At 71.5% G+C, this 26,587-nt stretch carries 19 protein-coding genes; 6 read left to right on the forward strand and 13 right to left on the reverse strand.

Annotated features, from left to right (window positions below):
* The first annotated feature begins 33 nt into the window (after positions 1-33).
* Complete coding sequence (locus tag ACWEF2_RS05160; protein WP_453812074.1) at positions 34-4,779, forward strand: FtsK/SpoIIIE domain-containing protein; 4,746 nt, start codon at positions 34-36, stop codon at positions 4,777-4,779.
* A 194-nt stretch (positions 4,780-4,973) separates the two neighbouring features.
* Here the strand turns inward: ACWEF2_RS05160 and ACWEF2_RS05165 are convergent, their stop codons facing one another.
* On the reverse strand, positions 4,974-5,246 hold the full coding sequence (locus tag ACWEF2_RS05165) for a WXG100 family type VII secretion target (protein ID WP_184755698.1): 273 nt from the start codon (positions 5,244-5,246) through the stop codon (positions 4,974-4,976).
* Positions 5,247-5,534: 288 nt separating this feature from the next.
* Between ACWEF2_RS05165 and ACWEF2_RS05170 the strand changes: the two genes are divergently transcribed.
* Together ACWEF2_RS05170 and ACWEF2_RS05175 are read left to right on the forward strand one after the other, a co-directional pair.
* Positions 5,535-7,307, forward strand: a complete 1,773-nt coding sequence (locus ACWEF2_RS05170; RefSeq protein ID WP_453812427.1) for an acetyl/propionyl/methylcrotonyl-CoA carboxylase subunit alpha — start codon at positions 5,535-5,537, stop codon at positions 7,305-7,307.
* Positions 7,308-7,591: 284 nt separating this feature from the next.
* Positions 7,592-8,956: a hypothetical protein gene (locus tag ACWEF2_RS05175; protein WP_453812076.1), complete on the forward strand. Its 1,365-nt coding sequence runs from the start codon at positions 7,592-7,594 to the stop codon at positions 8,954-8,956.
* A 210-nt stretch (positions 8,957-9,166) separates the two neighbouring features.
* Here the strand turns inward: ACWEF2_RS05175 and ACWEF2_RS05180 are convergent, their stop codons facing one another.
* The 4 genes from ACWEF2_RS05180 to ACWEF2_RS05195 form a co-directional block, all read right to left on the reverse strand.
* A complete protein-coding gene (locus ACWEF2_RS05180) occupies positions 9,167-10,054 on the reverse strand; it encodes a VOC family protein (RefSeq protein ID WP_453812078.1) in 888 nt (295 codons plus the stop codon).
* A 54-nt stretch (positions 10,055-10,108) separates the two neighbouring features.
* Positions 10,109-11,293 (reverse strand): acyl-CoA dehydrogenase family protein, encoded by a 1,185-nt coding sequence (locus ACWEF2_RS05185; RefSeq protein WP_453812079.1) that lies wholly within the window; start codon positions 11,291-11,293, stop codon positions 10,109-10,111.
* A 155-nt stretch (positions 11,294-11,448) separates the two neighbouring features.
* Positions 11,449-11,661 carry a hypothetical protein gene (locus ACWEF2_RS05190; protein ID WP_453812081.1) on the reverse strand — a complete coding sequence of 71 codons (213 nt, stop codon included), beginning with the start codon at positions 11,659-11,661 and terminating at the stop codon, positions 11,449-11,451.
* A 115-nt stretch (positions 11,662-11,776) separates the two neighbouring features.
* Positions 11,777-12,943, reverse strand: coding sequence for a Rieske 2Fe-2S domain-containing protein (locus ACWEF2_RS05195; RefSeq protein ID WP_453812083.1), 1,167 nt, complete (start codon positions 12,941-12,943; stop codon positions 11,777-11,779).
* Between the two features lie 316 nt (positions 12,944-13,259).
* Between ACWEF2_RS05195 and ACWEF2_RS05200 the strand changes: the two genes are divergently transcribed.
* A complete protein-coding gene (locus ACWEF2_RS05200; protein WP_453812085.1) occupies positions 13,260-14,726 on the forward strand; it encodes an MFS transporter in 1,467 nt (488 codons plus the stop codon).
* A 65-nt stretch (positions 14,727-14,791) separates the two neighbouring features.
* Here the strand turns inward: ACWEF2_RS05200 and ACWEF2_RS05205 are convergent, their stop codons facing one another.
* Positions 14,792-16,288, reverse strand: a complete 1,497-nt coding sequence (locus ACWEF2_RS05205) for an MFS transporter (RefSeq protein WP_453812087.1) — start codon at positions 16,286-16,288, stop codon at positions 14,792-14,794.
* A 489-nt stretch (positions 16,289-16,777) separates the two neighbouring features.
* On the opposite strand from ACWEF2_RS05205, the gene ACWEF2_RS05210 reads away from it, so the two are divergent.
* Complete coding sequence (locus ACWEF2_RS05210; RefSeq protein ID WP_453812089.1) at positions 16,778-18,304, forward strand: FAD-dependent oxidoreductase; 1,527 nt, start codon at positions 16,778-16,780, stop codon at positions 18,302-18,304.
* The gene (locus ACWEF2_RS05215) at positions 18,301-18,672 is read left to right on the forward strand and encodes a nuclear transport factor 2 family protein (protein ID WP_453812091.1); all 372 of its coding nucleotides are present in this window, start codon (positions 18,301-18,303) and stop codon (positions 18,670-18,672) included. The genes ACWEF2_RS05210 and ACWEF2_RS05215 overlap by 4 nt, the downstream gene beginning before the upstream one ends.
* A 170-nt stretch (positions 18,673-18,842) precedes the next feature.
* Here the strand turns inward: ACWEF2_RS05215 and hsaA are convergent, their stop codons facing one another.
* From hsaA to ACWEF2_RS05250, 7 genes are all read right to left on the reverse strand, one after another.
* Entirely contained in the window at positions 18,843-20,018 is a 1,176-nt protein-coding gene (hsaA, locus tag ACWEF2_RS05220; protein WP_453812093.1) for a 3-hydroxy-9,10-secoandrosta-1,3,5(10)-triene-9,17-dione monooxygenase oxygenase subunit, read from the reverse strand.
* Between the two features lie 56 nt (positions 20,019-20,074).
* Positions 20,075-21,097 carry a 4-hydroxy-2-oxovalerate aldolase gene (gene dmpG / locus ACWEF2_RS05225; protein ID WP_453812095.1) on the reverse strand — a complete coding sequence of 341 codons (1,023 nt, stop codon included), beginning with the start codon at positions 21,095-21,097 and terminating at the stop codon, positions 20,075-20,077.
* Positions 21,098-21,115: 18 nt separating this feature from the next.
* Positions 21,116-22,018, reverse strand: a complete 903-nt coding sequence (locus tag ACWEF2_RS05230) for an acetaldehyde dehydrogenase (acetylating) (protein WP_453812097.1) — start codon at positions 22,016-22,018, stop codon at positions 21,116-21,118.
* Between the two features lie 10 nt (positions 22,019-22,028).
* On the reverse strand, positions 22,029-22,829 hold the full coding sequence (locus tag ACWEF2_RS05235) for a 2-keto-4-pentenoate hydratase (RefSeq protein WP_453812099.1): 801 nt from the start codon (positions 22,827-22,829) through the stop codon (positions 22,029-22,031).
* A gap of 134 nt (positions 22,830-22,963) precedes the next feature.
* Complete coding sequence (locus ACWEF2_RS05240) at positions 22,964-23,998, reverse strand: 2Fe-2S iron-sulfur cluster-binding protein (protein WP_453812101.1); 1,035 nt, start codon at positions 23,996-23,998, stop codon at positions 22,964-22,966.
* A complete protein-coding gene (locus tag ACWEF2_RS05245; protein ID WP_453812102.1) occupies positions 23,995-25,683 on the reverse strand; it encodes an FAD-binding protein in 1,689 nt (562 codons plus the stop codon). The genes ACWEF2_RS05240 and ACWEF2_RS05245 overlap by 4 nt, the downstream gene beginning before the upstream one ends.
* The gene (locus ACWEF2_RS05250) at positions 25,680-26,549 is read right to left on the reverse strand and encodes an alpha/beta fold hydrolase (RefSeq protein ID WP_453812104.1); all 870 of its coding nucleotides are present in this window, start codon (positions 26,547-26,549) and stop codon (positions 25,680-25,682) included. The genes ACWEF2_RS05245 and ACWEF2_RS05250 overlap by 4 nt, the downstream gene beginning before the upstream one ends.
* Positions 26,550-26,587: the final 38 nt, after the last annotated feature.

Here is a 26,587-nt window from a genome sequence, read left to right on the forward strand (position 1 = left end):
GTGGACCGGAGCTCCGACCCGAGGAGAACAACGATGCGGCTCATGCTCACCGTGCTCAGCCGGCACGCCGACCGCGACGTCGTGGTCGAGGGCGACGAGACGACCACGGTGGCACGGCTCGCCGACTCACTCGCCGGACAGGCCGGTGAACGGCCGAGCAACGTGGTGCGGCTGACCCGCAGCAAGGCCCCCTACGGGCTGGGAGACGACGCCTCGGACGCCGAGCCGGCCACCCTCTGGCTGGACGGCCGCCCCCTGGACCCCTCGGCGCCCGCGCTCGGCCTGCTCCGCGACGGCGACCTCGTCACCCTCGACCGCGACCTGGCCACGGCCACGGTCACCGAGGAGCCCGGTGGCATCGTGGAGATCCGGGTGATCGGCGGACCGGCCGCCGGATCCGTGCACCGCCTCAGCCTGGGCGTTCACACCGTCGGATCCGACCCGGCCTGCGCGGTGGCCGTCGCCGACCCTCGACTGCCCGGCGAGGCCGCCGTGGTACGGCTCACCCCCGAGGTCATCACCGTGGAACCGGTGGCGGGAGCCGTGGGAGCGGGAGCCGTGCCCACGCTGGACCGCGAGCCGCTGGACGGCCCGGCGCCGTGGCCCGAGCACGCCGTGCTGACCTGCGGCACGACCGTGCTGACCCTCAAGGCCGTGGAGCCGCCCGACGCGCACCTGGACGCCCAGCCCGACGGCGGCCTGGCCTACAACCGGCCGCCCAGGCTCCGGCCGCCGGCGAGCCGGCGCCGGTTCGAGGTCCCCGCCGAGCCCAAACGCGCCGAGACCATGCGGCTCCAGCTGCTGACCGCGTTCCTGCCGGCCGCGCTCGGGGTGATCATGGCCTGGGCGTTCCACATCTGGTACTTCCTGCTGATGGCGCTGATGACACCGCTGATCATGGTCGGCCAGTGGTGGAGCGACAGGCGGCACGGCCGCAAGCAGTACCGGCTGCGGATGAAGGAGTACCGGGAGCGGCTGAAGGTCTTCGAGGCGGACGTGGAGCGCGCCCGCGCCACCGACGAGGCCGAACGCCGCGCCGCCGCGCCCGACCCCGCCGAGGTGCTGCTCACCGCGACCGGTCCCCGGCGGCGGCTCTGGGAGCGCCGCGACCACGACGCGGACGCCCTCCGGCTCCGGGTGGGCCTCGCCGACCTCCCCGCGGATCTGGAGTTCGCCGCCGAGCGGACCGCCCCCGCCGACACCGCGCTGCCCGACCCGCCGAGCTGTCACGCGGTGCCGGTGGCCCTGGCCATGCGCCGCCTGGGCGTCGCCGGCCTGACCGGGCCGAGACAGGCCACCGCCGGGCCCGCCCGGTGGCTGGTCGGCCAGGCCGCCGCCCTGCACAGCCCCCGCGACCTGGCGATCGTGGTGCTGTCGGTCCACCGCGACGGGGACGAACGCTGGAACTGGGTCCGCTGGCTGCCGCACTGCGCCCCGCACGGCGGCGAGGACTGCGTGGCGCTGGTCGGCGCCGACCCGGAGGCCGCGGCCCGCCGGGTGAGCGAGCTGACCACGCTGATCGACGAACGCCTCGGCGAGGAGGACGGCCCGGCCGCCAGGCTCAGCCGCGTCCCGGCCGGCTGGGGCGACCTGGGCGGCGCCCCGGGCCAGGCGGAGTCCGCCCCGGTCTACGACGAACGCCCCTACGACGTGCTGGTCGTCCTGGACGGCGCCCAGGTCCTGCGCGCGCTGCCCGGCATGCCGCAGGTCCTCCGCCAGGGCCCCCGGGCCGGCGTCTACACCCTGGCCGTCGACGACGACCAGCGGCTGCTGCCCGAGGAGTGCGCCACCGTCGTCGACGTGGCGGCCGACGGCACCGTACGGCTGCGCGGCGGCGGCCTGGACGGTCTCGGCGAGATCCTGGCCGACCAGGTCTCGGCCTCCTGGTGCGACCGGCTCGCCCGCTCCCTGGCCCCGGTCCGCGACGTCAGCCGCGACGACGCCGGGCCGGCCCTGCCCGGCGCCGCGCGGCTCCTGGACGAGCTGAGGCTCCCCTCGGTGTCGGGCCAGGCCCTCGCCGAGCGCTGGGGCCGGACCACCAAGGCGGTGATCGGCGTCGGCCCCGACGGGCCGTTCTCCGTCGACCTGCGGGTGGACGGGCCGCACGCGCTCATCGCGGGCACCACGGGGGCCGGGAAGTCGGAGCTCCTGCAGACCCTGATCTGCTCGCTCGCCGTGGCCAACCGGCCCGACGAGATGACGTTCGTGCTGATCGACTACAAGGGCGGGGCCGCCTTCAAGGAGTGCGTACGGCTCCCGCACACGGTCGGCATGGTCAGCGACCTGGACGGCCACCTGACCCAGCGGGCCCTGGCCTCCCTGGCCGCCGAGATCCGCCGGCGGGAGCGCCTGCTGCTGGCCGCCGGGGCCAAGGACATCGAGGACTACCACGAACTACGCGACGCGCAGCGGGCCCGCGCCTCCCGCGACCTGCTCGTCGCCGGGGGCGGCACGTCGGTCAGGCAGCTGCGCGGGCGGGCCGAGCCCCTGGCCGCGCTCCCCCGGCTGGTGCTGGTCATCGACGAGTTCGCCGCCATGGTCAGCGAGCTGCCCGACTTCATGACCGGGCTGGTGGACATCGCCAGGCGGGGCCGCTCGCTCGGCATCCACCTCATCCTGGCCACCCAGCGGCCCGGCGGCGTGGTGACCGCCGACATCCAGGCCAACACCTCGCTGCGGATCGCGCTGCGGGTCACCGAGGCCGCCGAGTCCGCCGACGTCATCGACCGGCCGGACGCCGCGCACATCTCCAAGTCCACCCCCGGCCGGTGCTACGTGAAGTCCGGAGCCGGCGGGGCGACGGCCGTGCAGGCCGCGAGGATCGGCGGGCGCGCCCCGGGCGGTTCGAGCGACGTCAGGGTACGGGTGAACGAGGTGGGCTGGCGGTCCCTGGGGCAGCCGCTGTCCGCCGCCGAGCAGGTCGCCGAGGGCTCTGTGGTCACCGACCTGTCCACGCTCGTCGACGCCCTGGTCGAGGCGGCCCGCGTCGCCGCGGTCCCGAGGCAGCCCAGCCCCTGGCTCCCACCGCTCGACGACCTCGTGGTCGCCCCCGAGCTGGCCGGGTTCGCCGGGCCTCCCGGGCTCTCCGGTGACGCGTCGCCGTACCGGGCGGGGGTCGACGAGGTGCCGCCGCTGGTTTTCGGGGTGACCGACCTGCCGTGGGCGCAGGACCGCCGGGCGCTGGCGCTGGACCTCGCGCACGGCGGGCACCTGCTCCTGGCGGGTGCCTCCAGGAGCGGCCGGTCCACCGCGCTGCGCACGCTGGCGGGGGCGATCGCGGCGGGGTCGTCCCCGGAGGACGTGCACGTGCACGCGATCGACTGCGGCTCGGGGGCGCTGCTGCCGCTGGTGGCGCTGCCCCACTGCGGGGCGGTGGTGACGCGCGACCAGCTCGACCGGGTGGAACGGCTGCTGACCCGCCTGCGCGCCGAGGTCGGGCGGCGCCAGCAGCTTCTCGCCGAGGCCGGATACGCGTCGCTGGCCGAACTGCGCGCCGCCCGGGGGGAGCCTCGGCTGCCCTGGATGGTGCTGATGCTCGACCGGTGGGAGGGGTTCGTCGCGGCGTTCGAGGGCTACGACTACGGGCGGCTGATCGAGTCGATGATGCAGCTGCTGCGGGAGGGACCGGCGGTCGGGCTCCACGCCGTGGTGACCGGCGACCGGTCGGCGCTGATCGGGCAGATCTCGACGGTCTTCGACGACCGGCTGATCCTCCGGCTGGCCGACTCCGCCGACTACGGCCTGGCCGGGCTGCCCGTCAAGGACCTGCCGGCCTCGCTCGGCCCCGGCCGCGCGCTCTCCCCGGGCGAGCACGGCGTCACCGAGAGCCAGCTCGCGCTGCTCTGCGACGACCCCTCAGGGCCCGCCCAGGTCGCCGCGCTCCAGGCGTTCGCCCGTTCGGTGCCGGCCCGCTTCCCCGGGGTCACCGGAGGCCCTCCGGGGGCCGGGGGCGCCGGGGCTTCCGGGGCTCTCGGAGCCGCCGGGGCCGCCGGAGGTGCCGGGGCTCCCGGAGTCACCGAGGTGGCCGGGGCTCCCGGAGGGCCCGGGGGTGCCGGGACGGAGTCCGGCGGGTGGGTCTGGCCCTCTGAGCCGCCGCTGCGGGTGGACCTCCTGCCGACGCGGATCACCGCCTCCCAGGCGCTGGAGCTGGCGCCGTTCTCCGAGCCCTCCTCGCCCCTGTGGGCGCTGCTCGGCGTCGGAGGCGACTCGCTGGCCCCACTCGGCGTCGACCTGCTCGCGCACGGCCCCGGCGCCGTCGTGGCGGGGCCGTCCAGATCCGGCCGCTCATCGGCGCTGATGACCGCCGCCCGCTCCCTGCTGTCGCGCGGTACGCCGGTGGTCCTGGTCACCCCCCGCCGCAGCCCGCTCAGCACGCTGGTGGACGCTCCGGGGGTGCTGGCCGTGCTCGACGCCGGGGGCGACCTGGAGGGGGCGGTGGCCGGGCAGGAGCGCTACGTGGTGATCGTCGACGACGCCGAGCTGGTCTCCGCCGACTCACCGCTCGGCATGGCCCTGGAGCAGGTGCTGCGCACCGGCCGTGACAGCGAGCACGGCCTCATCGTCGGCGGCACCACCGGGGACCTGACCACCGCCTACCGGGGCTTCGTGGCCGAGGCCCGCAAGGCTCGCACCGGCCTGCTGCTGTCGGTCCAGAGCCCCGCCGACGGCGACCTGTTCACCATCCGGCTCCCCCGAGGCGCGGTCGGCGGCCCGCCCGGGCGGGGCCTGCTGGTCACGCTGGGCGCGGTGACGGCCGTCCAGACGGCACTGCCGGGATGACCCCGGAAGCCGGGACGCCCCTGAGCGTCCCCGGCCACGGCGCCGGACGACCTCGGGCGGAGAACCGGCGCCGGAGTGCCCCCTTCTAGGGGGATAACCGCCTTTTCCCCGCTTTTCATGAAAAGGGGAAACGCCGCAGCGCCGCTCCGGGCGGAATGCCGGAACGGCGCCGTGGCGAACGAGGTCTGCCGGGGTCAGCGCGTGGCGGACTCGATGTTGCCCCGGTAGGTGTTGATGACCCGGGACGCCTCCGCGAGCTCCTCGGACATGCGCTGGAAGGCGGCGCGGTAGTTCTGCCACGCCTCGGTGAAGCGCTGGGCGCCGGGACCGGTCCAGGCGGTGCCGACCTTGGCGGCCTCCCGGTCCAAGGCGGCCATGGTGGCCCTCACCTGGTCCGCCTGCTGGGTGAACTGGGTGGCCATCTGCTGCATTTCCGCGGGATTGCCGCCGAGCAAGTTCTGGCTCATGCCAGTCTCCTTCGGGATCGGTGTCGGGGGGCTCACCAAACGAAATCACGATAGGCGAGTGCATTACAGGGACACCCGGATTATGCCGAGCGGCTATGGATCTTCCCACACCTACCGACCCACTAACACTCTTCTTTCGCTGAATTTCCATGACACATGGGGTTATAGGGGTATGAGAGGCCACTGTGGCGGACAGGCGGACCCCCCGCTTTCCTGGGATGAGAGGACGCTTACACTCCGTTGGAGGTCCACCAGCCCCCAGTTCGCGTGATGAAGGGAACGAAGCCGGTGCAGAAGGTCCTGATCGCCAACCGTGGCGAGATCGCCGTCCGGATCGCCCGCGCCTGCAAGGACGCCGGACTGACCGGCGTCGCGGTCTACTCCGACCAGGACCTGGACGCGCTGCACGTTCAGGTCGCCGACGAGGCCCACGCGCTGAACGGTCACACCCCCGCCGACACCTACCTGTCCATCGGCAAACTGCTGCGGGTGGCCGCCGACAGCGGCGCCGACGCCGTCCACCCCGGCTACGGATTCCTCGCCGAGAACGCCGCCTTCGCCCAGGCGGTCATCGACGCCGGCCTGACCTGGATCGGGCCGCCGCCCGCGGCGATCACCGCGCTGGGCGACAAGGTCCAGGCCCGCCACATCGCCCAGCGGGTCGGCGCCCCCCTGGTGGCCGGCACCGCCGAACCGGTCGGCGGGGCCCAGGAGGTCGTCGACTTCGCCCGTGAGCACGGCCTGCCGATCGCGATCAAGGCCGCCTACGGCGGCGGCGGACGCGGTCTCAAGGTCGCCCGCACCCTGGAGGAGATCCCCGAGCTGTACGACAGCGCGGTACGCGAGGCGGTGGGCGCCTTCGGCCGGGGCGAGTGCTTCGTCGAACGCTACCTCGACCGGCCCCGCCACGTGGAGACCCAGTGCCTGGCCGACGCGCACGGCCAGGTGGTTGTGGTCGGCACCCGCGACTGCTCCCTGCAGCGCCGCCACCAGAAACTCGTCGAGGAGGCCCCGGCGCCGTTCCTCACCCCGGAGCAGGAACGGCTGCTGTACGACTCCTCCAAGGCCATCCTGCGCCAGGCGGGCTATGTGGGGGCCGGGACCTGTGAGTTCCTCGTCGGCCGGGACGGCACCATCTCCTTCCTGGAGGTCAACACCCGGCTGCAGGTCGAGCACCCGGTCAGCGAGGAGACCTCCGGCCTGGACCTGGTGCGCGAGATGCTCCGCATCGCCGCCGGCGAACCCCTGGGCTACGACGACCCGCCGCTGCGCGGGCACTCCATCGAGTTCCGGATCAACGCCGAGGACGCCGGCCGGGGGTTCCTGCCCGCGCCGGGCACGATCGCGGCGATGACCCTGCCGGGCGGCCCCGGCGTGCGGGTGGACGCCGGCTACGCGGCCGGGATGACCGTACCGGACGCCTTCGACTCGCTGGTGGCCAAACTGATCGTCACCGGCGCCACCCGTTCCCAGGCGCTCCAGCGGGCCCGGCGGGCGCTGGCGGAGTTCACCGTGGAGGGCATGGCCACCGTGCTGGACTTCCACCGCGCGGTGGTCGACGACCCGGCCTTCACCGCCGAGCCGTTCGCGGTGCACACCCGGTGGATCGAGACCGAGTTCACCGGGGCGATCGCCCCGTACGCGGGGCCGCACGCCCAGCCGGGTGACACGGCCGAGCGGCAGCGGGTGACGGTGGAGGTGGGCGGCAAACGCCTGGAGGTGGTGCTGCCGTCCGGCTTCGCCCCCACCGGCGCCGCCGGGGGCGCGGGGTCCGGCGCGTCCGGTGCGGGACGCAGGGAACGGCCGGGGCGCCGGGGCTCGGCCGGCCGCGCCGTGGCCGGTGGCGACGGCCTGGTCAGTCCGATGCAGGGCACCATCGTGAAGGTGACGGCCGCCGACGGGGACGTGGTCGCGGCCGGGGACACCGTCGTGGTGCTGGAGGCGATGAAGATGGAGCAGCCGCTGACCGCGCACAAGGCCGGCACCGTGGCCGGGCTGACCGCCGCGGTCGGGCAGATCGTCACCGCCGGCGAGGCCATCTGCGACATCAAGGACGACTGACCCGCCGTCCGCCCGCAGGCCACCGGTAGGTGTCACCGGACGGCGACATTTCGGTCACGCCGTAAATCCGGGGCCGCCCAAGCGGCGCCGACCGGTCGCGGCCGTCTCGCGGCATGCCATCGGGGCGAGATGTCCCGGTCGTACGGTGTGCCCGGAACCTGCGAGGGTGCCGGAGCGCCGGGACAACGGAGTCGGTACCGGGCCCGGATCAGGACCGGATACGGTCAAGGAGGGAACTCTGACGTCCACTCACTCGTCTCTCAGGACGAAGGAGGCTTTCTGCCGTGACCACCACAAAATCCGTGCCGGGTCGGTTCGGTGCCGCGTTCATCGCGTTGCTCGCCGGGCTGCTGGCCATCTTCATGATCGCGCCGGCGGCCAACGCCGCGGCGCCCGATCCCAGCACGATCTCCGCCGGGCTGAAGGACGGGGATCGCTTCTACGCCGATCCCGCGGCCAACCTGCCCGGCAACGCCGTCGACGCCATGCGCGGCGCCGTCGAGCAGACCTCGTCGGTCTACCTGGCGCTGCTGCCCAAGGGTTCGGTCACCAGCGAGTCCCAGGCGAAGACCCTGCTCACCTCGATCCGCAAGGACGTGGGCGGCAAGTCCACCATCCTGGTCATGAACGGCACGATCCCGCTCGGCACGTCCAACATCAAGGGCGTCGACATCGACGAGCTTCTCGGCCGCGCCAAGACGAGTCAGAGCCCGACCGACAACGTGATCAACTTCGTCAAGCTGGCGGATGACGCGGGCACCGGCGCCGGCCTCGGCTCCAACTCCGGTTCCAGCTCCTCCTCCGGTGGCGGCGGAGGTGTGCTGATCGGCATCCTGGTGCTGGCCCTCGCCGGCGGCCTGGGCATCTTCTTCTACTCCCGCAAGAAGAAGAAGGAGCGCGAGGCGCGCGAGGCGGCCGACCTGGCCGCGGTCAAGCAGACCGTGGACGAGGACGTCACCACGTTCGGTGAGGAGATCACCGACCTGGACACCGACGTCAAGCTGCTGGGCGACGGCGCCGACCACCAGCAGGACTGGCAGCGCGCCCTCGACTCCTACGAGCGGGCCAAGACGGAGCTGACGGCGGTCAAGCGCCCCGACGAGCTCCGCGGCGTGACCACGGCGCTGGAGGAGGGGCGTTACGCCCTGGCCTGTGTGAAGGCCCGGGTGAACAACCAGCCGATTCCCCAGCGGCGCTCGCCGTGCTTCTTCAACCCGCAGCACGGCCCCTCGGTCCGCGACGTCCGCTGGGCTCCGCCCGGGGGCGCGGTGCGCGACGTGCCCGCCTGCGCGGCCGACGCCGAGGCCGTGGAGCGCGGCTTCGAGCCGCAGACCCGTCAGGTCATGGTCGACGGCCACTCCCGCCCCTACTACGACGCGGGCCCGGCCTACCAGCCGTACGCCTACGGCTACTACGGCGGTTTCGGCGACGTCATGAGCGCGATGCTGGTCGGCACGATGATGGGCAGCGTGCTGAGCGGCGGCTGGGGCCACGGCGGCTACGGCGCCGGATACGAGCAGGGCATGGCCGACGGTGGCGGCGGGGCCGACTTCGGCGGTGGAGGCGACTTCGGTGGCGGCGGCTGGGGGGACTTCGGCGGTGGAGGCGACTTCGGTGGCGGTGGTGACTTCGGCGGCGGCGACTGGTAGTCACATCGGCCGGCGCTGAAAGCCACGACGGGCGCGTCCCCCTTGGGGGGCGCGCCCGTCGCCGTGTCAGGGCCGTCGCCGTGTCAGGGCCGGGCACGGGCCGCAGCCGCCGGACATGTCTCGGAAAAACGAGGTCCGGATCAAGCTGACGACGCTTCCGAGGCGGTTCGGATCCCTACCAGGGTCCGCGCCCGCCGGACGGGCACGTGATCAGGTCCAGTCCCACTTGTGACCCCAGTAGCTGTCGGCGGTGATCTCCTCGGCGGTGTAGGAGGTCTCGTCGACGAGCATGCCCTCGCAGCCGACCTCAAGGTCCCAGCGGCCGGGGGTGCGCACGTAGAAGGAGACCATTTTGTCGTTGGTGTGGCGGCCCAGCGTCGAGGAGAGGTGGTAGCCGCCCGCCATGACGCGGTCGAGGGCGCGGCCGACCTCGTCGAGGGTTTCGCACTCGACCATGATGTGCACCAGCGCCGGCGCCTTGAGGTTGGGGGTCGGCAGGATCGCCAGGCTGTGGTGCCGGGCGTTGACCCCCATGAACCGCAGCCGAATCGGGCCGTACTCGGACGACCTCTGGAGGCGGAACGCCCCGCGGGACAGGAAGCCGAGGGTTTCGGCGTAGAACCGGTGGTCGCCCTCCAGATCGCTCACCGGCACCACCACGTGGCCCATGCCGAGCCTTCCTGCGACGAAGCGGTTGCCGAACTTCGTCGCGATCGGGCTGTGGTCCAGAGCGGGACCGTGGAAGACCTCCAGTGGAGTCCCGCCCGGGCTCTGGAAGGCGATCCCCGCCTCGACCCGGCGGGCGTCGGCGTCCTCCAGCGACAGCGGCTTGATCGCGATCCCGGCCGCCTCGACGGCCGACTGCACGCGCCGCAGCGCCAGATGGTCACGGACCTCCCACCCGACGGCCTCCACCCGGTCCTCCTCGCCGGGCAGCAGCACGATGCGGGCGTGCCGCTCGTCCATGCGCAGGTACAGGGCGTCGGATTCCGGCCCGGTGCCTTCGGCGAATCCGATCGTGTCAAGGGCGAACGTGCGCCAGGCGTCCAGGTCCGTGGTCCGGACACGCACGTAACCCAGCGCGCTGATGTCGGTCATACCCGTCTCTCCTGAATCGGTTGAAGTGTTGGCCGAGATCGTCCGGCGCGGGAATCAGATCAGCGCGCGCAGCGCGCCCTGCGGCTCGACACCCATCTGGGTCAGTGCCGTCGCGTGGTAGGTGTTGCCGGGAATGTGGATGGCGTGCTGCAACCCGACGTGCGCGTCGCGCCAGAACCGCTGCATCGGGTTGTTGCGGCGCACCGCGTTGCCGCCGGACCGCGCGAAGATCTCATCGACCGCCGACACCGCCCGCCACGCGCAGCGAACCTGGTTGCGCCGGACCACGGCCCGATCCGCGAAGGTGATCGGCTTTCCGGAGTCGGCGAGGTCGTAGAGCCGGCTGATGCCGTCGAGCAGTTGCAGCCGCGCGGACTGGATGTCGGACGCGGCCTCGGAGATCGCGTACAGCGTGTACGGGTCGTCCTTCACCTTCGCGCCGGAGGCCGTCACCCGGTCCCGCTGGTAGTCCAGGTGCGTGGTGAGCATGCCCTCGCAGATGCCGATCACCGCGGCGGTGATGCCCAGGGGGAACATCGACCAGAACGGCAGCCGGTACACCGTCTCGGTCCGGCCGGCCCGCTCGGCCGCGACCTCGCCCTCGGCGACCTCCGCGGCGTCGATCGTCCGGTAGGCGGGGATGAACGCGCCGTCGACGACGATGTCCTTGCTCCCGGTCCCGCGCAGCCCGATGACGTCCCAGGAGTCCTCGATGATCGTGTAGTCGGATCGGGGCAGCACCACGTGCATTCCCTTCATGGGCTGCACCGGCTTGCCCTCGGCGTCTCCGAGCAGCGCGCCGAGGAAGATCCAGTCGCAGTGATCGGTGCCCGAGGAGAACTGCCAGTGGCCCTTGAGGATGTACCCGCCGTCGGTCGGCGTCGCCACCCCGCTGGGCATGTACGGCGAGGCGATCCACGTGTTCGGATCGGAGCCCCACACCTCCTCCTGCAGCCGGCGGTCGCACAACGCCATCTCCCACGGGTGCACTCCACCGACCCCGCACACCCAGCCCGTTGAGCCGCACGCGTTCGCCACCGCCATCACCGCCTCGGCGAAGTCCCGGGGATGCGCCGCGTATCCACCGAAATCGGTCGGCTGCAGCAGCCGCATCACTCCGGTCTCGCGGATCAGCTTCACGCTCTCATCGGACAGCTTGCCCAGGCGCTCGGTCTCGTCCGCGACCGCGGCCAGCCGACCGGCGATCTCCTCTACTCGGGAAACAACTTCATGCGCCATCAAGGCACCTCCGGACTTGATCTGAGAGAGTCGCGACCCGCCGTTTCCGCGGCGGTTCGCTGACGCTAAGTCGCTTTCGACCACCGAGTCCACGGCACATCCCGCTGGCCGGGACTACACGAGAGGGTGCGGCGGGGGCGCCCTCGTCAGCCGTCTCAGAGGTCGGGAACCGGGACGGCTCCGAGGCGGACGGCGTCTTCAATGCTGTCGCGCAGTCGCGTGCAGGTCGGCACGACACCCCGGTCGACACCCCGGATCAGCTCGACGCACTGCTCGGTGTCGGTGGTCCACTGAACGAGTGTGTGGGCCAGGCTGTTCTTCTTGACCAGGACGCACGAGCCGCAGCTGCTGCAGGACACGGGGCGCACGGAACATCTCCTCGATTGTGATCACGAACGTGCTCGACGGTGGTGGTGCCTCGTCGCGGAGGCGCCACCACCGGTCCTGGCCGGCCGGCCGGCGGGCCGGGCCGGCCGGGCCGTGCTAGGCCGAAGCCGGGGCGACGCCGATGGTCCGGCCGTTGGCGATGTTGTCTTCGACCTCTTTCCCCCAGAACGTGTTGGCCCGCTCGGTGTCGATCTCGAACTCGAACCGCCGGGTCATCTCCGGGGCAACGTCCTCGACGTCGACGTAGAACTGCTCGTACCAGCGGCGCAGCTGGTAGACCGGGCCGTCCTCCTCGCAGAGCAGCGGATTGTCGATCTTGGCCTTGTTCTTCCAGATCTTCACATCCTGCAGGAAGCCCGTCTCCACGCCCGCCGCGAAGCCCGCCGCCATCGCCTGCGACCGCTCGTCGGAGACGCCCTGGGGCTTCTTGACCATCGCGCCCCACTGAAGCACGAAGCTGGTCGGCGACACCGGGTAGTGGCAGTTGATCAGGACGGACTCGACCGTCTTCCCCGCGACGGTGTGCCACAAGTAGTCGATCATGTACGACGGGCCGTAGTACGCCGCCTCCGAACGCCCGTCGGTCCTGTCACCGGAGTAGTTCGTACCGACATGGACATCCGGACGGGGCCGGCTGTTCATGTACTGCGCGGCGACGTGGCCTTCGAAGACGTTCTTGAAGTACGTCGGGAACGCGTAGTGGATGTAGAAGAAGTGGGCCATGTCGACCACGTTGTCGACGATCTCCCGGCAGTTGGAGCCCTCGATCTTGATCCGGTTCCACGTCCAGGAGGTCCACTCCGACGTGTCCACACCGGCGATTTCCGGGATCGTCACCTCCGGCGGGGGCGGGTTGCCCTGCGGGTCGTGCCAGACATACAGCTGCGCGTTGCGCTCCAGGGTCAGCCACGTCCTGGTGCGTGCCCGCGGCGGCACCCGGCGGGCGTACGGGATGCCGGCGCACCGGCCGTTGCCCGCCCAGCGCCAGTCGTGGAAGGGGCAGGCGATCGCGTCGCCCTTGACCTCCCCCTGGCTGAGGTCTCCGCCCATGTGAGGGCAGTAGGCGTTGAGGACGTTCAGCTTGCCGGTGCTGTCGGCGAACACCACCAGCTTGGTGCCGAACGCCTCGATCTTGTGCGGTTTGCCGTCCCTGAACTCGTTCGTCAGGCCCAGGCAGTGCCAGCCCCGTGCGTAACGCGCCGGAGGCGGGGCCGCCTCGATCACACGAATCTCGTCATCACCGGCGGTCTGTATCGACGTCATGAAGTCTCCCTTGCCGTCCAATGCGCCCGGGCCGAAGCTCCCTGCCCGCGGGATTCTCATCATGCGAAGCCGACGGTGTGCGACACCGCCCCTTTCCCACTGACCGGGACCTCGTTTCGCAAGTCATGGCGGCGCGCTCCGCGAAACACCGGCCTCCGGTCTCCGACCTCCCGTCGAGATCGAACGGTGAGAGAGCCCGTCCCGCTCGCCGGGAGGACAAGTTGTGGGACACACCGGGCGCCGACACCGTGGGATCGACCGATTCGGGCGAAGAAAATCGCCCGATCCGGGCGAACGAAGGAGACCGTAGGCCGATATGACCACTCACCAGATCTTGACCGGGCCCGGCGGCGGGGATTCGGCACGTGCTCCGGATCCGGCCCCCACCGTGGTGAAGCACCCGTTACGGGTGATCCTCGTCGTCGCCTTCGCGACCCTGGTGACCACGCTCAACCAGACGCTGGTCGTCCCGGTGCTGCCCGAACTGCCCGGCCGCCTGGGGGTCACGCCCTCCGTCGCCACCTGGCTGGTCACCGCGACGGTCATCGCAGGCGCGGTATCGCACCCGATGCTGGGCAGGCTGGGCGACCAGTTCGGGATGCGCAGGATGATGACCGTGGCGCTCGGCGCGATGATCCTCGGGTCCCTGATGTGCGTGATGAGCGACAACATCGGCGTCCTCATCGCAGGGCGGGCGCTCCAGGGGATCTCCAGCGCGACGATCCCGCTCGGGATGAGCCTGGTGGGGGTGGTCCTGGAGCCAAGGCGCCGCGCCTCCGCCATCGCCTCCGTCAGCGCGATGATGGGGGTCGGCGGCGCGCTCGGGCTGCCGACCGCCGGGCTGGTCTCCCGGCTGTGGGGCTTCCACGGCCTGTTCGCCGTCTCGGCGTTCGCGGGTGTGGCCGCGGCGGCCGCCCTGCTGCTGGCGGTCCCGGCGCCGCCCCGGCGCGAGCGCGCGCAGCGGGTCGACCTCCCGGGTGCGGTGCTGCTCACCTGCTTTATCGTCACCCTGCTGGTCGGGCTCGACCGCGGCGGCGAGTGGGGGTGGACGAACGCGCTGACCATCGCGTCCTTCCTCGCGGCGCTGGTGTCCGGGTGTCTGCTGACCCTGGTGGAGCTTCGCCGCCATGCTCCGCTCATCGATCTCAGGGCGGCGGTGAGCCGCTCCTCCGCTACGATCAACGGAGGGTCGATTCTGGTTGGTTTCGCGCTGTTCACGAACTTCCTCGGGATCGTCGGACGCCTCCAGGCCCCGGTGTCGACCGGTTACGGGCACGGGCTGTCGGTGCTGGCGACCGGTCTGTGCCTGCTGCCCGGAGGGCTGCTGTCGGCGGTGGTGGCGCCGCTGTCGGCCAGGCTGAGCGCGGCCGTCACCCCACGGGTGACGATCGCGCTGGGCTGCGCGGTCTCCGCCGCCGGGTTCGCGGCCCAGATCCCGCTGGGGCACGGATCGCTGTGGGTGCTCGTCTGCGTCATCGCCGTTGTCTCGGCCGGCAACTCCATGGTCCTGGCGAACCTGCCCGCACTGATCCTTCAGGTCACACCGGAGGCGAACATCGGCGTCGCGAACGGGCTCAACTCGCTGGCCCGCGCCATCGGCATGTCGGTGAGCAGCGCGGTGTTCGGCATCGTCATGACGGTTCCCGTCGGCGCCGCGTTCGTACCGCGCGGCCACTACGACGCGTTCACCGCCGCCGGCGCTACCACGACACTGGTCGCCCTCGTCCTGTTCCTCCTGCAGCGCCCCCTTCGCACCGCCACGGCGGTGAGAAGAGACCGGTGAGAAGAGAGCAGCCGCTCCACCGACCCGAAGGCCGATGGAGCGGCTGTCCCTGGACCGCCCGGCGGTCAGCGTCCGCTGTCCGGGCCCGCCGCCACGGCCACAGGCGGATCGAGCAGCGGATCGGAGTCCTGGCCGATCATCGCGTCCTGCTTGCGGATCCGCAGGACCGTTGAGGCGAGGAGCAGCCCGACGGTCACCAGGCCCACCAGGAACACCCCGCCCGCGTTGATGGCGTTCTCGGGGTACAGGACCCTGCCGTCCGGGGTGCGCATGGCGAGCTCCCCCATGATGACGAACAGGATGACCGGCGCGGTGCTGGCGAAGCCGCTGTAGCTCACCTGCACCATCCCGGCGATGGAGCCCTGCTTGTCGGCCGGGGAGCCGGCGATGACCAGGCCGGGGACCGAGCCGTAGGCCAGGCCCGTCCCGGCGCCCACCAGCAGGGCGGCGATGAGGACCAGCGGGTAGCTGCCGTGGTTGAAGGCGAGCTGGAGGCCGCCCAGCAGCAGGAGCAGCAGACCGATCCTCATCATGGTCGCGCCGCCCACACGGTTGAGCAGCTTGCCGACGACGACGCCCATGACCACCATGGCCACCGACTGGGGTGCGGTGATCATCGCGTACTCCGACGCGGTCATCCCCAGGCCGTAACCGAGCTTGGCGACGCCCGGCGTCATGCCGATCATCGGAAGGATCGAACCGGTGATGGCGGTCGCCCCGTACGCGGTGGCGGCCGTCACCGCGGCGAGCAGGATCGGCCGGCGGGTGAAGATCCGCAGGTCGACGATCGGATGGGCGAAGCTCAACGACCGCCTGACGAACCCGACCAGAAGCAGCAGGCCGACCGTGATCGTGCCCAGCGTGGCGACCGAGCCCCAGCCCCACCTGTTTCCCGAGCTGATCCCCAGGAGCAGGACGCCCAGGCCGAAGCCCAGCATGCCGGCGCCCAGGAAGTCGACCCGCGAGGAGACCCGGCGCCGCGTCTCCGGGGTGGTCAGCAGCAGCAGCGGCGTGAGGATGGCCATCCACAGCACGTCGAAGGCGAACAGCCCGCGGAAGCCCCAGTTGTCGAGCAGCCACCCGATGAGGAACGGCACGCCGATGGAGAAGACCCCGGTGCCGGTCATCGCGACCGCACTGGCCAGCGGCAGGATCCGCCGAGGGTACACATCGCGCATCAGCGAGTAGCTCAGGAACATCGTGGGCAGCACGGTGCCCTGCAGCATCCGGCCCGCGACGAGCACGCCGAAGTTCGGCGCCACGGTCGCGACGACCGAGCCGACCGTGCTCACCAGCAGACAGATGATCATCATCCGCCGCTTACCGTGGATGTCGGCCAGCTTCCCCACCAGCGCGCAGAGGATGGCCCCGGAGAGGATGAAGCCGGTGAGAAGCCAGCCTCCCTGGTCCGTCTTGAAGTGGGTGGTGATCGCCGGCAGCGCGGTCGTCACGAGGCTGTACCCCAGCGCGGTCCCCTCCAGGATCATGACCATCGTCACCATGGAGAGAACGAGCCGTGGGGTCCACCCGCCCGTCTCCTCCGTCGTATCTGTCGTACTCATCGTCAGGCCTCCAGAAAAACGTGATACTTCGATGAATCTCGGCGTGGCCACGGACCTCGGCGTCGTGCACTGGCGCAGACGCTAAGCGCCCGGTGACGCAGGTCACGTCGGGCATCCCAATGAGCGGGACCCAATGGTGAGAAGGCGGTAACACACGTCTCATCCGCATGGCGACGCCCGTACCCGGCGGGCCGGTCGGAACCGGTGATCGGCGGTTCGTTCGCGCCGCCGGCCGGATCCCCACCCCGGTCCCACCTCGCGCGTCCTGCTGAGCGGGATCGGCCCGGGAGTGCGGCGAGGCCGTTGATTACGGTCCGGTTACCCGGAAGACCACGCCCCCGGGTTCCGGCGGGCCAACGCGGACGGAAGCGACGATGCGGCCGGCACAGCAGCCACATGGCCGGCAGACCGGGGTCGTGGCCCTCGGACGGGCCACCGGCCGCACGGCCGCGGAACCGCCCGCCATCACGAGCGATCTGGAGGAGATCAGTGCCAGTTCAGTGGGATGAGACGGCAGACGTCGTCGTCGTGGGATCCGGGGGCGCCGCGCTGACGGCGGCCTACACGGCGGCGGCGGGCGGATTGCACACCCTGGTGCTGGAGAGGACCGAGTACTTCGGCGGCACCAGCGCCTACTCCGGGTCGGGCCTGTGGCTACCGGGCAACCACATCCTGCGCCAGGCGGGCGTCGAGGACAGTGTGGAGCGGGGGCTGGAGTACTTCCGGACCGTCGTCGGCGACCGCACGCCGTCCGCGCTGCAGGAGGCGTACGTCTCGACAGCGCCCGAGCTGGTGGAGTTCCTGGACCGCGACCCGGCGCTGGAGTTCGAGTACCTGCCGTTCCCGGACTACTTCGCGGCCCCGGGGCGCGCGCCCGGCGGCCGGGGAATCCGCCCCAAGCCGCTGCCGGCGACCGAGCTGGGCGCCAGGCTCGACCAGGTGCGCCCGCCGATCTCGATCGACCAGTTCGGCGTGCCGCAGGACCGGGAGACGCTGACCGGGGGTCAGGCCCTCATCGGCAGGCTGCTGCTCGCCCTGGACGGCACCGGGAACGCCACCCTGCGGACCGGCACCCGGATGCGGTCACTGGTCGTCGGCCTGGAGGCCGAGCACGAGGGCCGCACGCTGATGATCCGCGCCGGACGCGGCGTGATCGTGGCCGCCGGCGGGTTCGAGCGCAACGCGGAGTTGCGGCGCGAGCTACAGGGCCTGCCCGGCGCGGACTGGTCGTCGGCCGCGCCCGGGTCGAACACCGGGGACGCGCTCGCCGCGCTCCAGGCGGTGGGCGCCGCGACGGACCTGACCGACGAGTCGTGGTGGTGCCCGGCCGTGCTGTTCCCCAACGGCCACGCCGTCTTCACCCTCGGCCTGCGCGGAGGCGTCTTCGTGAACGCCGCGGGCGAGCGGTTCGCCAACGAGTCGCTGCCGTACGACCGGATGGGCCACGAGATCCGCGCGGGACACGCCACCGGTGTGTCGCACCTGCCCGTGTGGTGGATCTTCGACGGGCGCTTCGCCAACGTACCGGGGATGTGCCAGCCCGCGCCCGATCCCGAGGCGTTCCAGGCGGCCGGTCTGTGGCGCACCGCCGACACGCTCACCGCTCTCGCCGGGCGGATCGGCGTGCCCGCCGACGTGCTGGGCAGGACCGTCACCCGGTTCAACGGGTTCGCCGCCTCCGGCGTGGACACGGACTTCCACCGGGGCGAGGACCCCTACGACCGGTTCTTTGTGACCGGTGACGGCCCGAACCCCGCCCTTGTCCCGATCGAACGGGCCCCGTTCCACGCGGTGCAGGTCGTGCTCGGCGACCTCGGCACCAAGGGCGGCGCGCGGATCGGGGAGGACGGGCAGGTGCTCGGCGAGGACGGAGACGCGATCCCCGGCCTGTACGCCGCCGGCAACTCGGCCGCCTCGGTGGCCGGGCACGTCTACCCGGCCCCCGGGGTCCCGCTCGGCTCCGGGATGGTCTTCGGCTACCGCGCCGCCACCCGGCTCCGGACGGGGGACCGATGAGCGCCTGGAAGATCAACGACGCCGTCGTCCGTTACCTGGACGCCGTGGCGAACGGGACCGCGGACGACCTGGCGTCCTGCTACGCGGAGGACGGGACGCTGGAGGACCCGGTAGGCAGCGAGCCGCGCCGTGGGCGCGCCGCGATCCGCGAGTTCTACTCGACGCTCAAGGGCGCGCGCCGAAGCACGGAGTTGCTGACCGTACGCGTCGCCGGCGACAGCGCCGCCTTCCACTTCCGGGTGCGGATCGAGCGGGGCGACCGGACGTTCGAGATCGAGCCGATCGACGTGATGACCTTTGACGAAGACCAGCGGATCACCAGCATGAGGGCGTACTGGAGCGGCGACGACATGCGGGAGGCGCGGTGAACCCTCGGTGCGCGACCGGCCGGGCCGTCGTCTTCCGCCGCCGGGCGGACCGCCCGGCCGCATAGGCCGAACCCGTCCACGCCACAGGCCCGGCGCATCGCGTGCCGGGCCTGTGGCCGTTCCACCCGCCCGTCCCGGCCCCCCGGGACGGGCGGCGGGACCGGGTGGCGTCAGACCAGGTTGTCCTCGACGGTCAGGCCGAACTCGCCCTTGCCGTACATCGCCAGGGCGCGCTCGACGTCGTTGGCGACATGCACGCTGCCCGCGTGCGCGTCCCGCCAGGCCCGCTCGATGGGGTTGCCCCGGCCGAGCGAGTTCCCCCCGGCGGTCTTGAAGAGGATGTCGATCGCCTCCAGCGCCCGCTGGGTGGCACGGACCTGGTCCCTGCGGACGCGCAGCCGCAGCTCCATCGGAATTCGTTCGCCCCGGACGGCGTACTTGTACACCTCGCGCACGTTGTGGTCCGTCTGCAGCACCGCCGCGTCGATCTCCGAAGCGGCCCGGGCCACAGCGACCTGGGCGAACTGGTCCTCGGCGAACCGGCCGCCGCCCAGGCTCAGCCGTACCCGCTCCCGCATCGCGGTGACGTAGGCCCGGTAGCAACCGGCCGCCATGCCGACGACGGGAGCGGTGATCGCGTTGGTGAAGACGGTCGCGAACGGCATCCGGTAGAGCGGGCCGGTGTTCACCTTCTGGCCGGGACCGCGCAGTTGTGCCTGCTCGTAGTTGCGCACGGCGCGGTGCTCGGGCACGAACACCCGCTCCACGATGATGTCGTTGCTGGCCGTGCCGCGCAGTCCCATGACGTCCCAGACATCCTCGATCACGTAGTCGGCGCGGGGGACGAGGAGGGTCATGAAGTCCACCGGCCTGCCCTGCTTCTCCACCACCAGGCCTCCGACCAGTGCCCACGACGAGTGGTCGCAACCGGAGGAGAAGCGCCACCGGCCGGAGAGCTCGTATCCGCCCTCGACCGGGGTGAGCCGCCCCACGGGAGCGTACGACGAGGACACGAGCACGTCCGGGGTCTCCCCCCAGACCTCGTCCTGCGCGGCCTCGTCGAACAGGGCGAGCTGCCACGGGTGGACGCCGAGCACGGAGACCACCCAGCCTGTGGATCCACAGACCTCGGAGATCTCCCGGACGACCTTGAAGAACCTCACGGGGTCGCTCTCGGCGCCGCCGTACCTCCTGGGCTGCAGCATCCGGAAGACCCCCGTCCGGATGAGCTCCCGTATCGTCTCCTCGGGCACCCGCCGGTTCACGTCGGCCCAGCCGGCCCGCTCCCCGATCTCCGGCAGCAGCGCGCGGACCGCGTCCAGGACCTCGTCGCCCGCGGGAGACACGGGAGAGTCGCGTTCGCCTGACCCGTGCCGTTCACACCGGGGTGCCGAGCCGGTCCTCATCTCCCCGCCGCGAGGGCGACCGCGATCTCGATGAGCTGGTCCTCCTGTCCGCCGACGAGCTTACGGCGCCCGGCCTCGATGAGGATCTCGGCGCCCGACACGCCGTACTTCCTCGCCTGGCGGTCGGCGTGCTTCAGGAAGCTGGAGTAGACACCGGCGTACCCCATGGTGAGCGACAGCCGGTCGAGCAGGCACTCTCCGTCCATGACCGGGCGGACGACGTCCTCGGCGGCATCGATGATCTTCAGGGTGTCGATGCCGGTGCGGATGCCGAGCTTCTCGGTGACCGCGGCGAACCCCTCGACGGGCGTGTTGCCGGCACCGGCGCCGAACCTCCGAGTCGAGCCGTCGATCTGGAGGGCTCCCGCCCGCACGGCGATGACCGAATTGGCCACGCCGAGGCCGAGGTTCTCATGGCCGTGGAAACCGACCTGGGCGTCGGATCCGAGCTCGGCCACGAGCGCGGCGATCCGGTCACCGGTCTCCTCCATGATCAGCGCGCCGGCCGAGTCGACCACGTACACGCACTGACATCCCGCGTCGGCCATGATCCGTCCCTGCCGGGCGAGGACCTCGGGCGGGCGGCTGTGCGCCATCATCAGGAACCCGACCGTCTCCAGGCCGAGCTTCCTGGCGAGACCGAAGTGCTGGATGGAGATGTCCGCCTCGGTGCAGTGGGTGGCGATTCGGCAGATGCTCGCGCCGTTGTCGGCGGACTCGCGGATGTCGTCCTGGAGCCCGAGGCCGGGCAGCATCAGGAACGCGATCTTCGCCCGCTTCGCCGTCGCCACCGCGGCCTTGATCAGCTCCTGCTCCGGGGTGTGGCTGAAGCCGTAGTTGAACGACGACCCGCCGAGCCCGTCGCCGTGAGTGACCTCGATCACCGGCACGCCCGCGTCGTCGAGCGCGGCGACGATGGACCGGACGTGCTGAGGCGTGAACTGGTGCTGCTTGGCGTGCGAGCCGTCGCGCAGCGACGAGTCGGTGATCCGGATATCGAGGTCGGAGCTGTAGGACATGGATCGATCTCCCTGTGGCTAGGAGCGCTCAGCGAGAATGCGCTGCGCGAAGCCTTCGCCGACCTTGGCGGCGGCGGCGGTCATGATGTCGAGGTTCCCGGAGTACGGCGGAAGGAAGTCGCCCGCGCCCTCGACCTCGATGAACACGGCGACCCGGGCGAGCCCGCCGCTCATCGGCGTGGGGTCGTCGAACTGCGGTTCGGCGCGCAGCCGGTAGCCGGGCACATACGATGCCACGGTGCCGACCACATCCCTGATCGAGGCCGTGATCGCGTCCTGGTCGGCGTCGAGCGGGATCGAGCAGAACACCGTGTCCTGCATGAGCATCGGCGGCTCGGCCGGGTTGAGGATGATGATGGCCTTGCCCTTCCGCGCACCACCGATCGTCTCGATGCCCCGCGAGGTGGTGCGAGTGAACTCGTCGATGTTGGCCCGGGTCCCGGGGCCCGCCGACGGAGAGGCCACGCTGGCGACGATCTCCGCGTAGGCCACCTCGGTCACCCGGGAGACGGCGTGCACGATCGGAATCGTCGCCTGCCCGCCACAGGTGATCAGGCTGACGTTGGGCACGTCGAGGTGGGCCCCGAGGTTGACTGCGGGGACCACCGCCGGCCCGATCGCGGCCGGGGTCAGGTCCACAGCCGGGATGCCGAGCGCCTGATACCTGGGCGCGTTCTCCCGGTGGACGTACGCCGAGGTCGCCTCGAAGACGATGTCGGGCCGTTCGGCCTGGGCGAGCAGCCACTCGACCCCCTCGGCCGAGGCGATCAGGCCGGCGGACTCCGCCCGCTTCAGCCCGGGGCTGTCCGAATCAATGCCGATCATCCAGCGCGGCTGGACGCGGTCGGAGCGGAGCAGCTTGTACATCAGGTCGGTCCCGATATTGCCCGAGCCGACGATCGCGGCGGTTGCCTTGGTCACTGTGTCACCCTCATTCGAATCGAGCGGTCACGGAGCCGAGCCCGGAGAACTCGGCCCGGAAGATGTCGCCGGGGCGCGCGTCGATCGCCCTGGTGCAGGAGCCTGGGAGGATGACGTGCCCGGCCTCAAGCTTCACTCCGAAGGAGGCCACCTTCCTGGCCAGCCAGGCCACGGCGGTGGTCGGGTTCCCCAGCACCGCGCTGGTGTTGCCCCTGGCGATCTCGGCGTCACCGGAGTGGAGCACGGCCTCGATGTCGGCGACGTCCATGCCCGCGGCCTTCAGGTCCGCCGGGCTCATCCGGGCGTCGCCCAGGATCACGCCGGCCGAGGACGCGTTGTCCGCGATGGTGTCGGCCAGGCGGATCCGCCAGTCCCTGATGCGGCTGTCGATCAGTTCGATGCTCGGCACGACGTACTCGGTGGCGGCGAGCACGTCCTCCTCGGTGCACCCCTCGCCGGGAAGACTCGCCCCGAGCACGTACCCGATCTCCACCTCGATCCGGGGGTGGCAGTACCGGTCGGCCCGGATCGGCGCGTTCTGCGACAGCACCATCGTGTCGAGCAGATGACCGTAGTCGGGCTCGTCCACGCCCATCATCCGCTGCATCACCGCGGAGGAGAGTCCCACCTTGTGTCCGTACACCCGGGCCCCGGCGGCGAGACGGCGGCGGATGTTGATGAGCTGGATCTCGTAGGCGTCCACCACGCCGATGCCCGGGTACGCGTCGGTCAGCGGTTCGATCGGCGCCCGATCCCGCTCGGCCTCCCACAGCCGTTCGGACGCGGACTCTCGTCGCGTTACCTCCAGCATTCGGTCCTCCCGAATTCGTGTCCCGCGTCGCGCTCGGGCGGTGCGGGCGGTTGATGGATGGGGATGGCCGACGGCGACGCGAGGTCTCCGTGACGGCTCCCCCTCGGCGAAAGGGTTCTGGGCCCGGACGGGGTTCACCCGTCGTAGGTGATCCTGAGGTGCTCGCTGAGCGGGGTCGCCTGGCAGGAAAGGATCAGCCCGTCGGCGAGGTCCCGCTCGTCGAGGACCGTGTTGCGCTCCAGCGCGACCTCGCCCTCCAGCATCACGCAGGCGCAGGCGCTGCAGGCCCCCTCACGGCACGAGTACGGCGCCTCCATGCCCGCCGCCAGGAGCACGTCGAGGAGCTTGTTGCCCTTCGGCCAGGTCAACGTCCTCGTCTCGCCGTCCAGTTCGACCTGGACCGTACTGCCGGGCCCCGAGGAGTCGATCACGACGCCGGACCCGGCGAAGGGGTCGGTGTCCAGCGACTCGAAACGTTCGACGTTGACCCGCCGCCCCGGGACACCCAGGTCGGCGAGGACCCTCACCGCGAGATCCATGAACGGGCCGGGGCCGCAGACGAACGCCTCCCGGTCGGCGCAGGACCGGGTCAGCGCGGCCACGCCGGTCGCGCTGGGCAGGCCCTGCACCGACTCCAGCCAGTGGACGACGGTCAGCCGCTCGCCGTACTCGGCGGTCAGCGCGACCAGTTCGTCGCGGAAGATCACCGAGTTCTCGTCGCGGTTGGCGTACAGGAGGAAGACGGCGCCCGTGCCTCCGCGCAGGCACGATTTGAGGATCGACATGACCGGGGTGATGCCACTGCCGCCGGCGAGCAGCAGCAGGTCCTCGTCGAGCGAGGCGGGGACGAACGTGCCCGCCGGCCGCAGCACCTCCAGCACGTCCCCCTCGGTGACGTCGTCGCAGATCCAGTTCGACCCATAGCCGCCCCGGGTGCGCTTCACCGTCACCTTGAGCTTCTCGTCGCACACCGGTGAGCTGCTCAGGGAGTAGCAGCGCGCCGCGCCCTCCGGGCGGGTGGTGGGCACCCGGATGGTGAGGAACTGGCCCGGCCGGTAGCCGAACCGGGTGTGGTCTCCGTCTGCGGGCTCCAGCACCAGCGAGTGCGCGTCGGAGGTCTCCCGGATGACCTCGACGACCCGCGCCCTCAGCGGTCCCGGCCGGGTCATGCCCCCCACTCCTCTCCGATCGAGGAAACGGCCGGGTGGGATCGCCCCGCCGCGTGCCGGGCGGCGATGTATCCGAAGACGATCGAGGGGCCGATCGTGGCGCCGGGACCCGCGTACTCGTTGCCCATGACCGACGCGGAGGCGTTCCCGGTGGCGTACAGCCCTTCGATCACCGAGTCGTCGGGGCGCAGCACCCGGCTGTGCTCGTCGCAGACCAGCCCGCCCTTGGTGCCGAGGTCGCCGGCCTCGACGCGGAAGGCGTAGTACGGCGCCTTGTCGATCACGTCGAGGTTCGGATTCCTCAGCGTGGGGTCACCGTAGTAGCGGTCGTAGGCGCTGTCGCCCCGGCCGAAGTCCTCGTCCTTGCCGGCCCTGGCGAACCGGTTGAAGCGCTCGACGGTCTCGGCCAGCGCGTCGGCGGGAATGCCGACCTTTACCGCCAGCTCGGCGAGCGTGTCGGCGCGGAACGCCACGCCCCGCTCGTAGAACGCCTCCGGTATCGGCATCCCGGGAAGGATCTGCGCGAACGGGTACCGCGCCCGGGCCTTGGCGTCCATCACGAACCACACGGGCACGTGCCCGCCGGCCAGCTGGTCGTGCACGAAGTTGACGTACGGGGCGGACTCGTTGGTGAATCGCCGCCCCTGCTGCGACACGATGACCGACGGCGGGATGCACCGCTCGGACACCAGCGGGATGGTCGCCCCCGCCGGGTGCCGTACGGCCGGCATCCACCAGGCGTCGTCCATCAGGTCGAGGGCCGCGCCGAGCCTCTCGCCCGCCAGGATGCCGTCGCCGGTGTTCTCCGTGGCGCCCATGCCGAAGTCGGTTCGGCCGCCATCGGGCAGGTACGTGTCGCGCATCTCCTGGTTGTGGTCGAAACCGCCGGTGGCCAGCAGCACCCCGTACCTGCCGCGGATCCGGACGGTCTCCCCGTCACGCCGGGCGACGACGCCGGTGACGGCGCCGCTTTCGTCGGTGACGAGTTCGGTCATCGGCGTCCGCAGCCACAGCGGAATCCGCGCGTCCTTCAGCGCCATCCGCAGCCGGGCGACGAGCGCGCGCCCGCCGGTGGACATGTGGCGGCGGCGGAACAGGTTCGACGAGACCCGCCAGGCGGCGACGATCGACGCCCGGCGGCCGCTCCAGGTGCGCTTGACCATGGCCAGGTCGTGGTAGTCCTTGCTGGTGACCCAGAGGCCCAGCGGCCCCTTCATACCGTTGGGGCGCAGGTACCTCTCGTCCTCGCCGAGCGCGCGGGTGTCGAACGGGATCGGCTCGATCGACCGGCCCAGCGGCCTGCCGCCTTCGAGCTCGGGGTGGTAGTCGGCGTAACCCCTGGTCCAGGAGAACCGGATCCACCTGCTCCCGCCGAGCAGTTCCATCGCGGCCGGGCCGTTGTCCACGAACGCGTCCAGCCGGGCCCCGGGGACCCGGCGCTCGGTCAGCAGATCGAGGTAGCGGCGGATGGACTCGCGGCTGTCGTCGTGCCCCTCGGCCCGAAGGGTGGGGTTGTTGGGGATCCAGACGCCGCCGCCGGAAATCCCGGTGCTGCCACCGAACACCGCGCCCTTCTCGACCACCACCGCGGACAGGCCTCTGTCGTGCGCGGTCAGCGCCGCCGTCATGCCTCCGCCGCCGCTGCCCACGACGACCAGGTCGAACTCGTGGTCCCACCCGCTCACCGCTCGTCCTTCCTGCTGAGGAAGGCCAGCACGACGCTCTCCCAGGCGGCTCTCTGCTCGATCATCACCCAGTGGCCGCAGTCGGAGAAGATGTGCACCTCGACGTCGGGGATGGTCCGCATCGGCAGGATCGCCATGTCGACCGGGCTGACCCGGTCGTCGCGGCCCCAGGTGATCAGTGTCCTGGCCTTGATCTTGTGCAGCATCGCCCAGTACGGCGGGACGTCCGAGGCCGCCGCGGCCGCGGCGCGGGCGGCGAACGCCGCCTTGCCGTACATCTGGCGGGCGCCTGCCAGGGTGGCCGGTTCGGTGGCCAGCGCCCAGCGCTCCTCGATCAGCTCCTCGGTGACCAGGGACCGGTCGTAGACCATGGAGTCCAGCCACTGCACGAGCCGCTCCCGGGTGGGCTCCTCGGTGAAATCCATGAGCAGCTTGATGCCCTCACCGGGACCCGGGCTGAACAGGTTCTTGCCGATGCCGCCGATGGTGACCAACCGGCGCACCCGGTCGGGATGGGCCATCGCCACCTGGGCGCCGACGGCTCCGCCCATGGAGTTGCCGATCACGTCGGCCTGCTGGAGCCCGAGCCCGTCGAGGAAGCGGATCACCGCGGCCTGCGCCCCCACCATGGGATGCTCGCCGGTGGAGTCGCTCACCCCGAAACCGGGGAACTCCAGGATCAGGCAGCGGAAGCGCTCCGCCAGGACCGCGAGGTTGCCCCGGAAGTTCCGCCAGCCGGTGACTCCTGGCCCCGAACCGTGCAGGAGCAGCAGTGGCGGGCCCTCGCCTGCCTCGTGGTAGCGCAGCACACCCTGGTCAGTCGCTAGTTCCCGCGCCGTCGACTCGTAGGTCAGCTCGGTAGGCATTCATCCGTCCCATTCATCGCGGAGTATCGGCTCCGGGG

Source organism: Streptosporangium sp. NPDC004631, assembly GCF_053601935.1.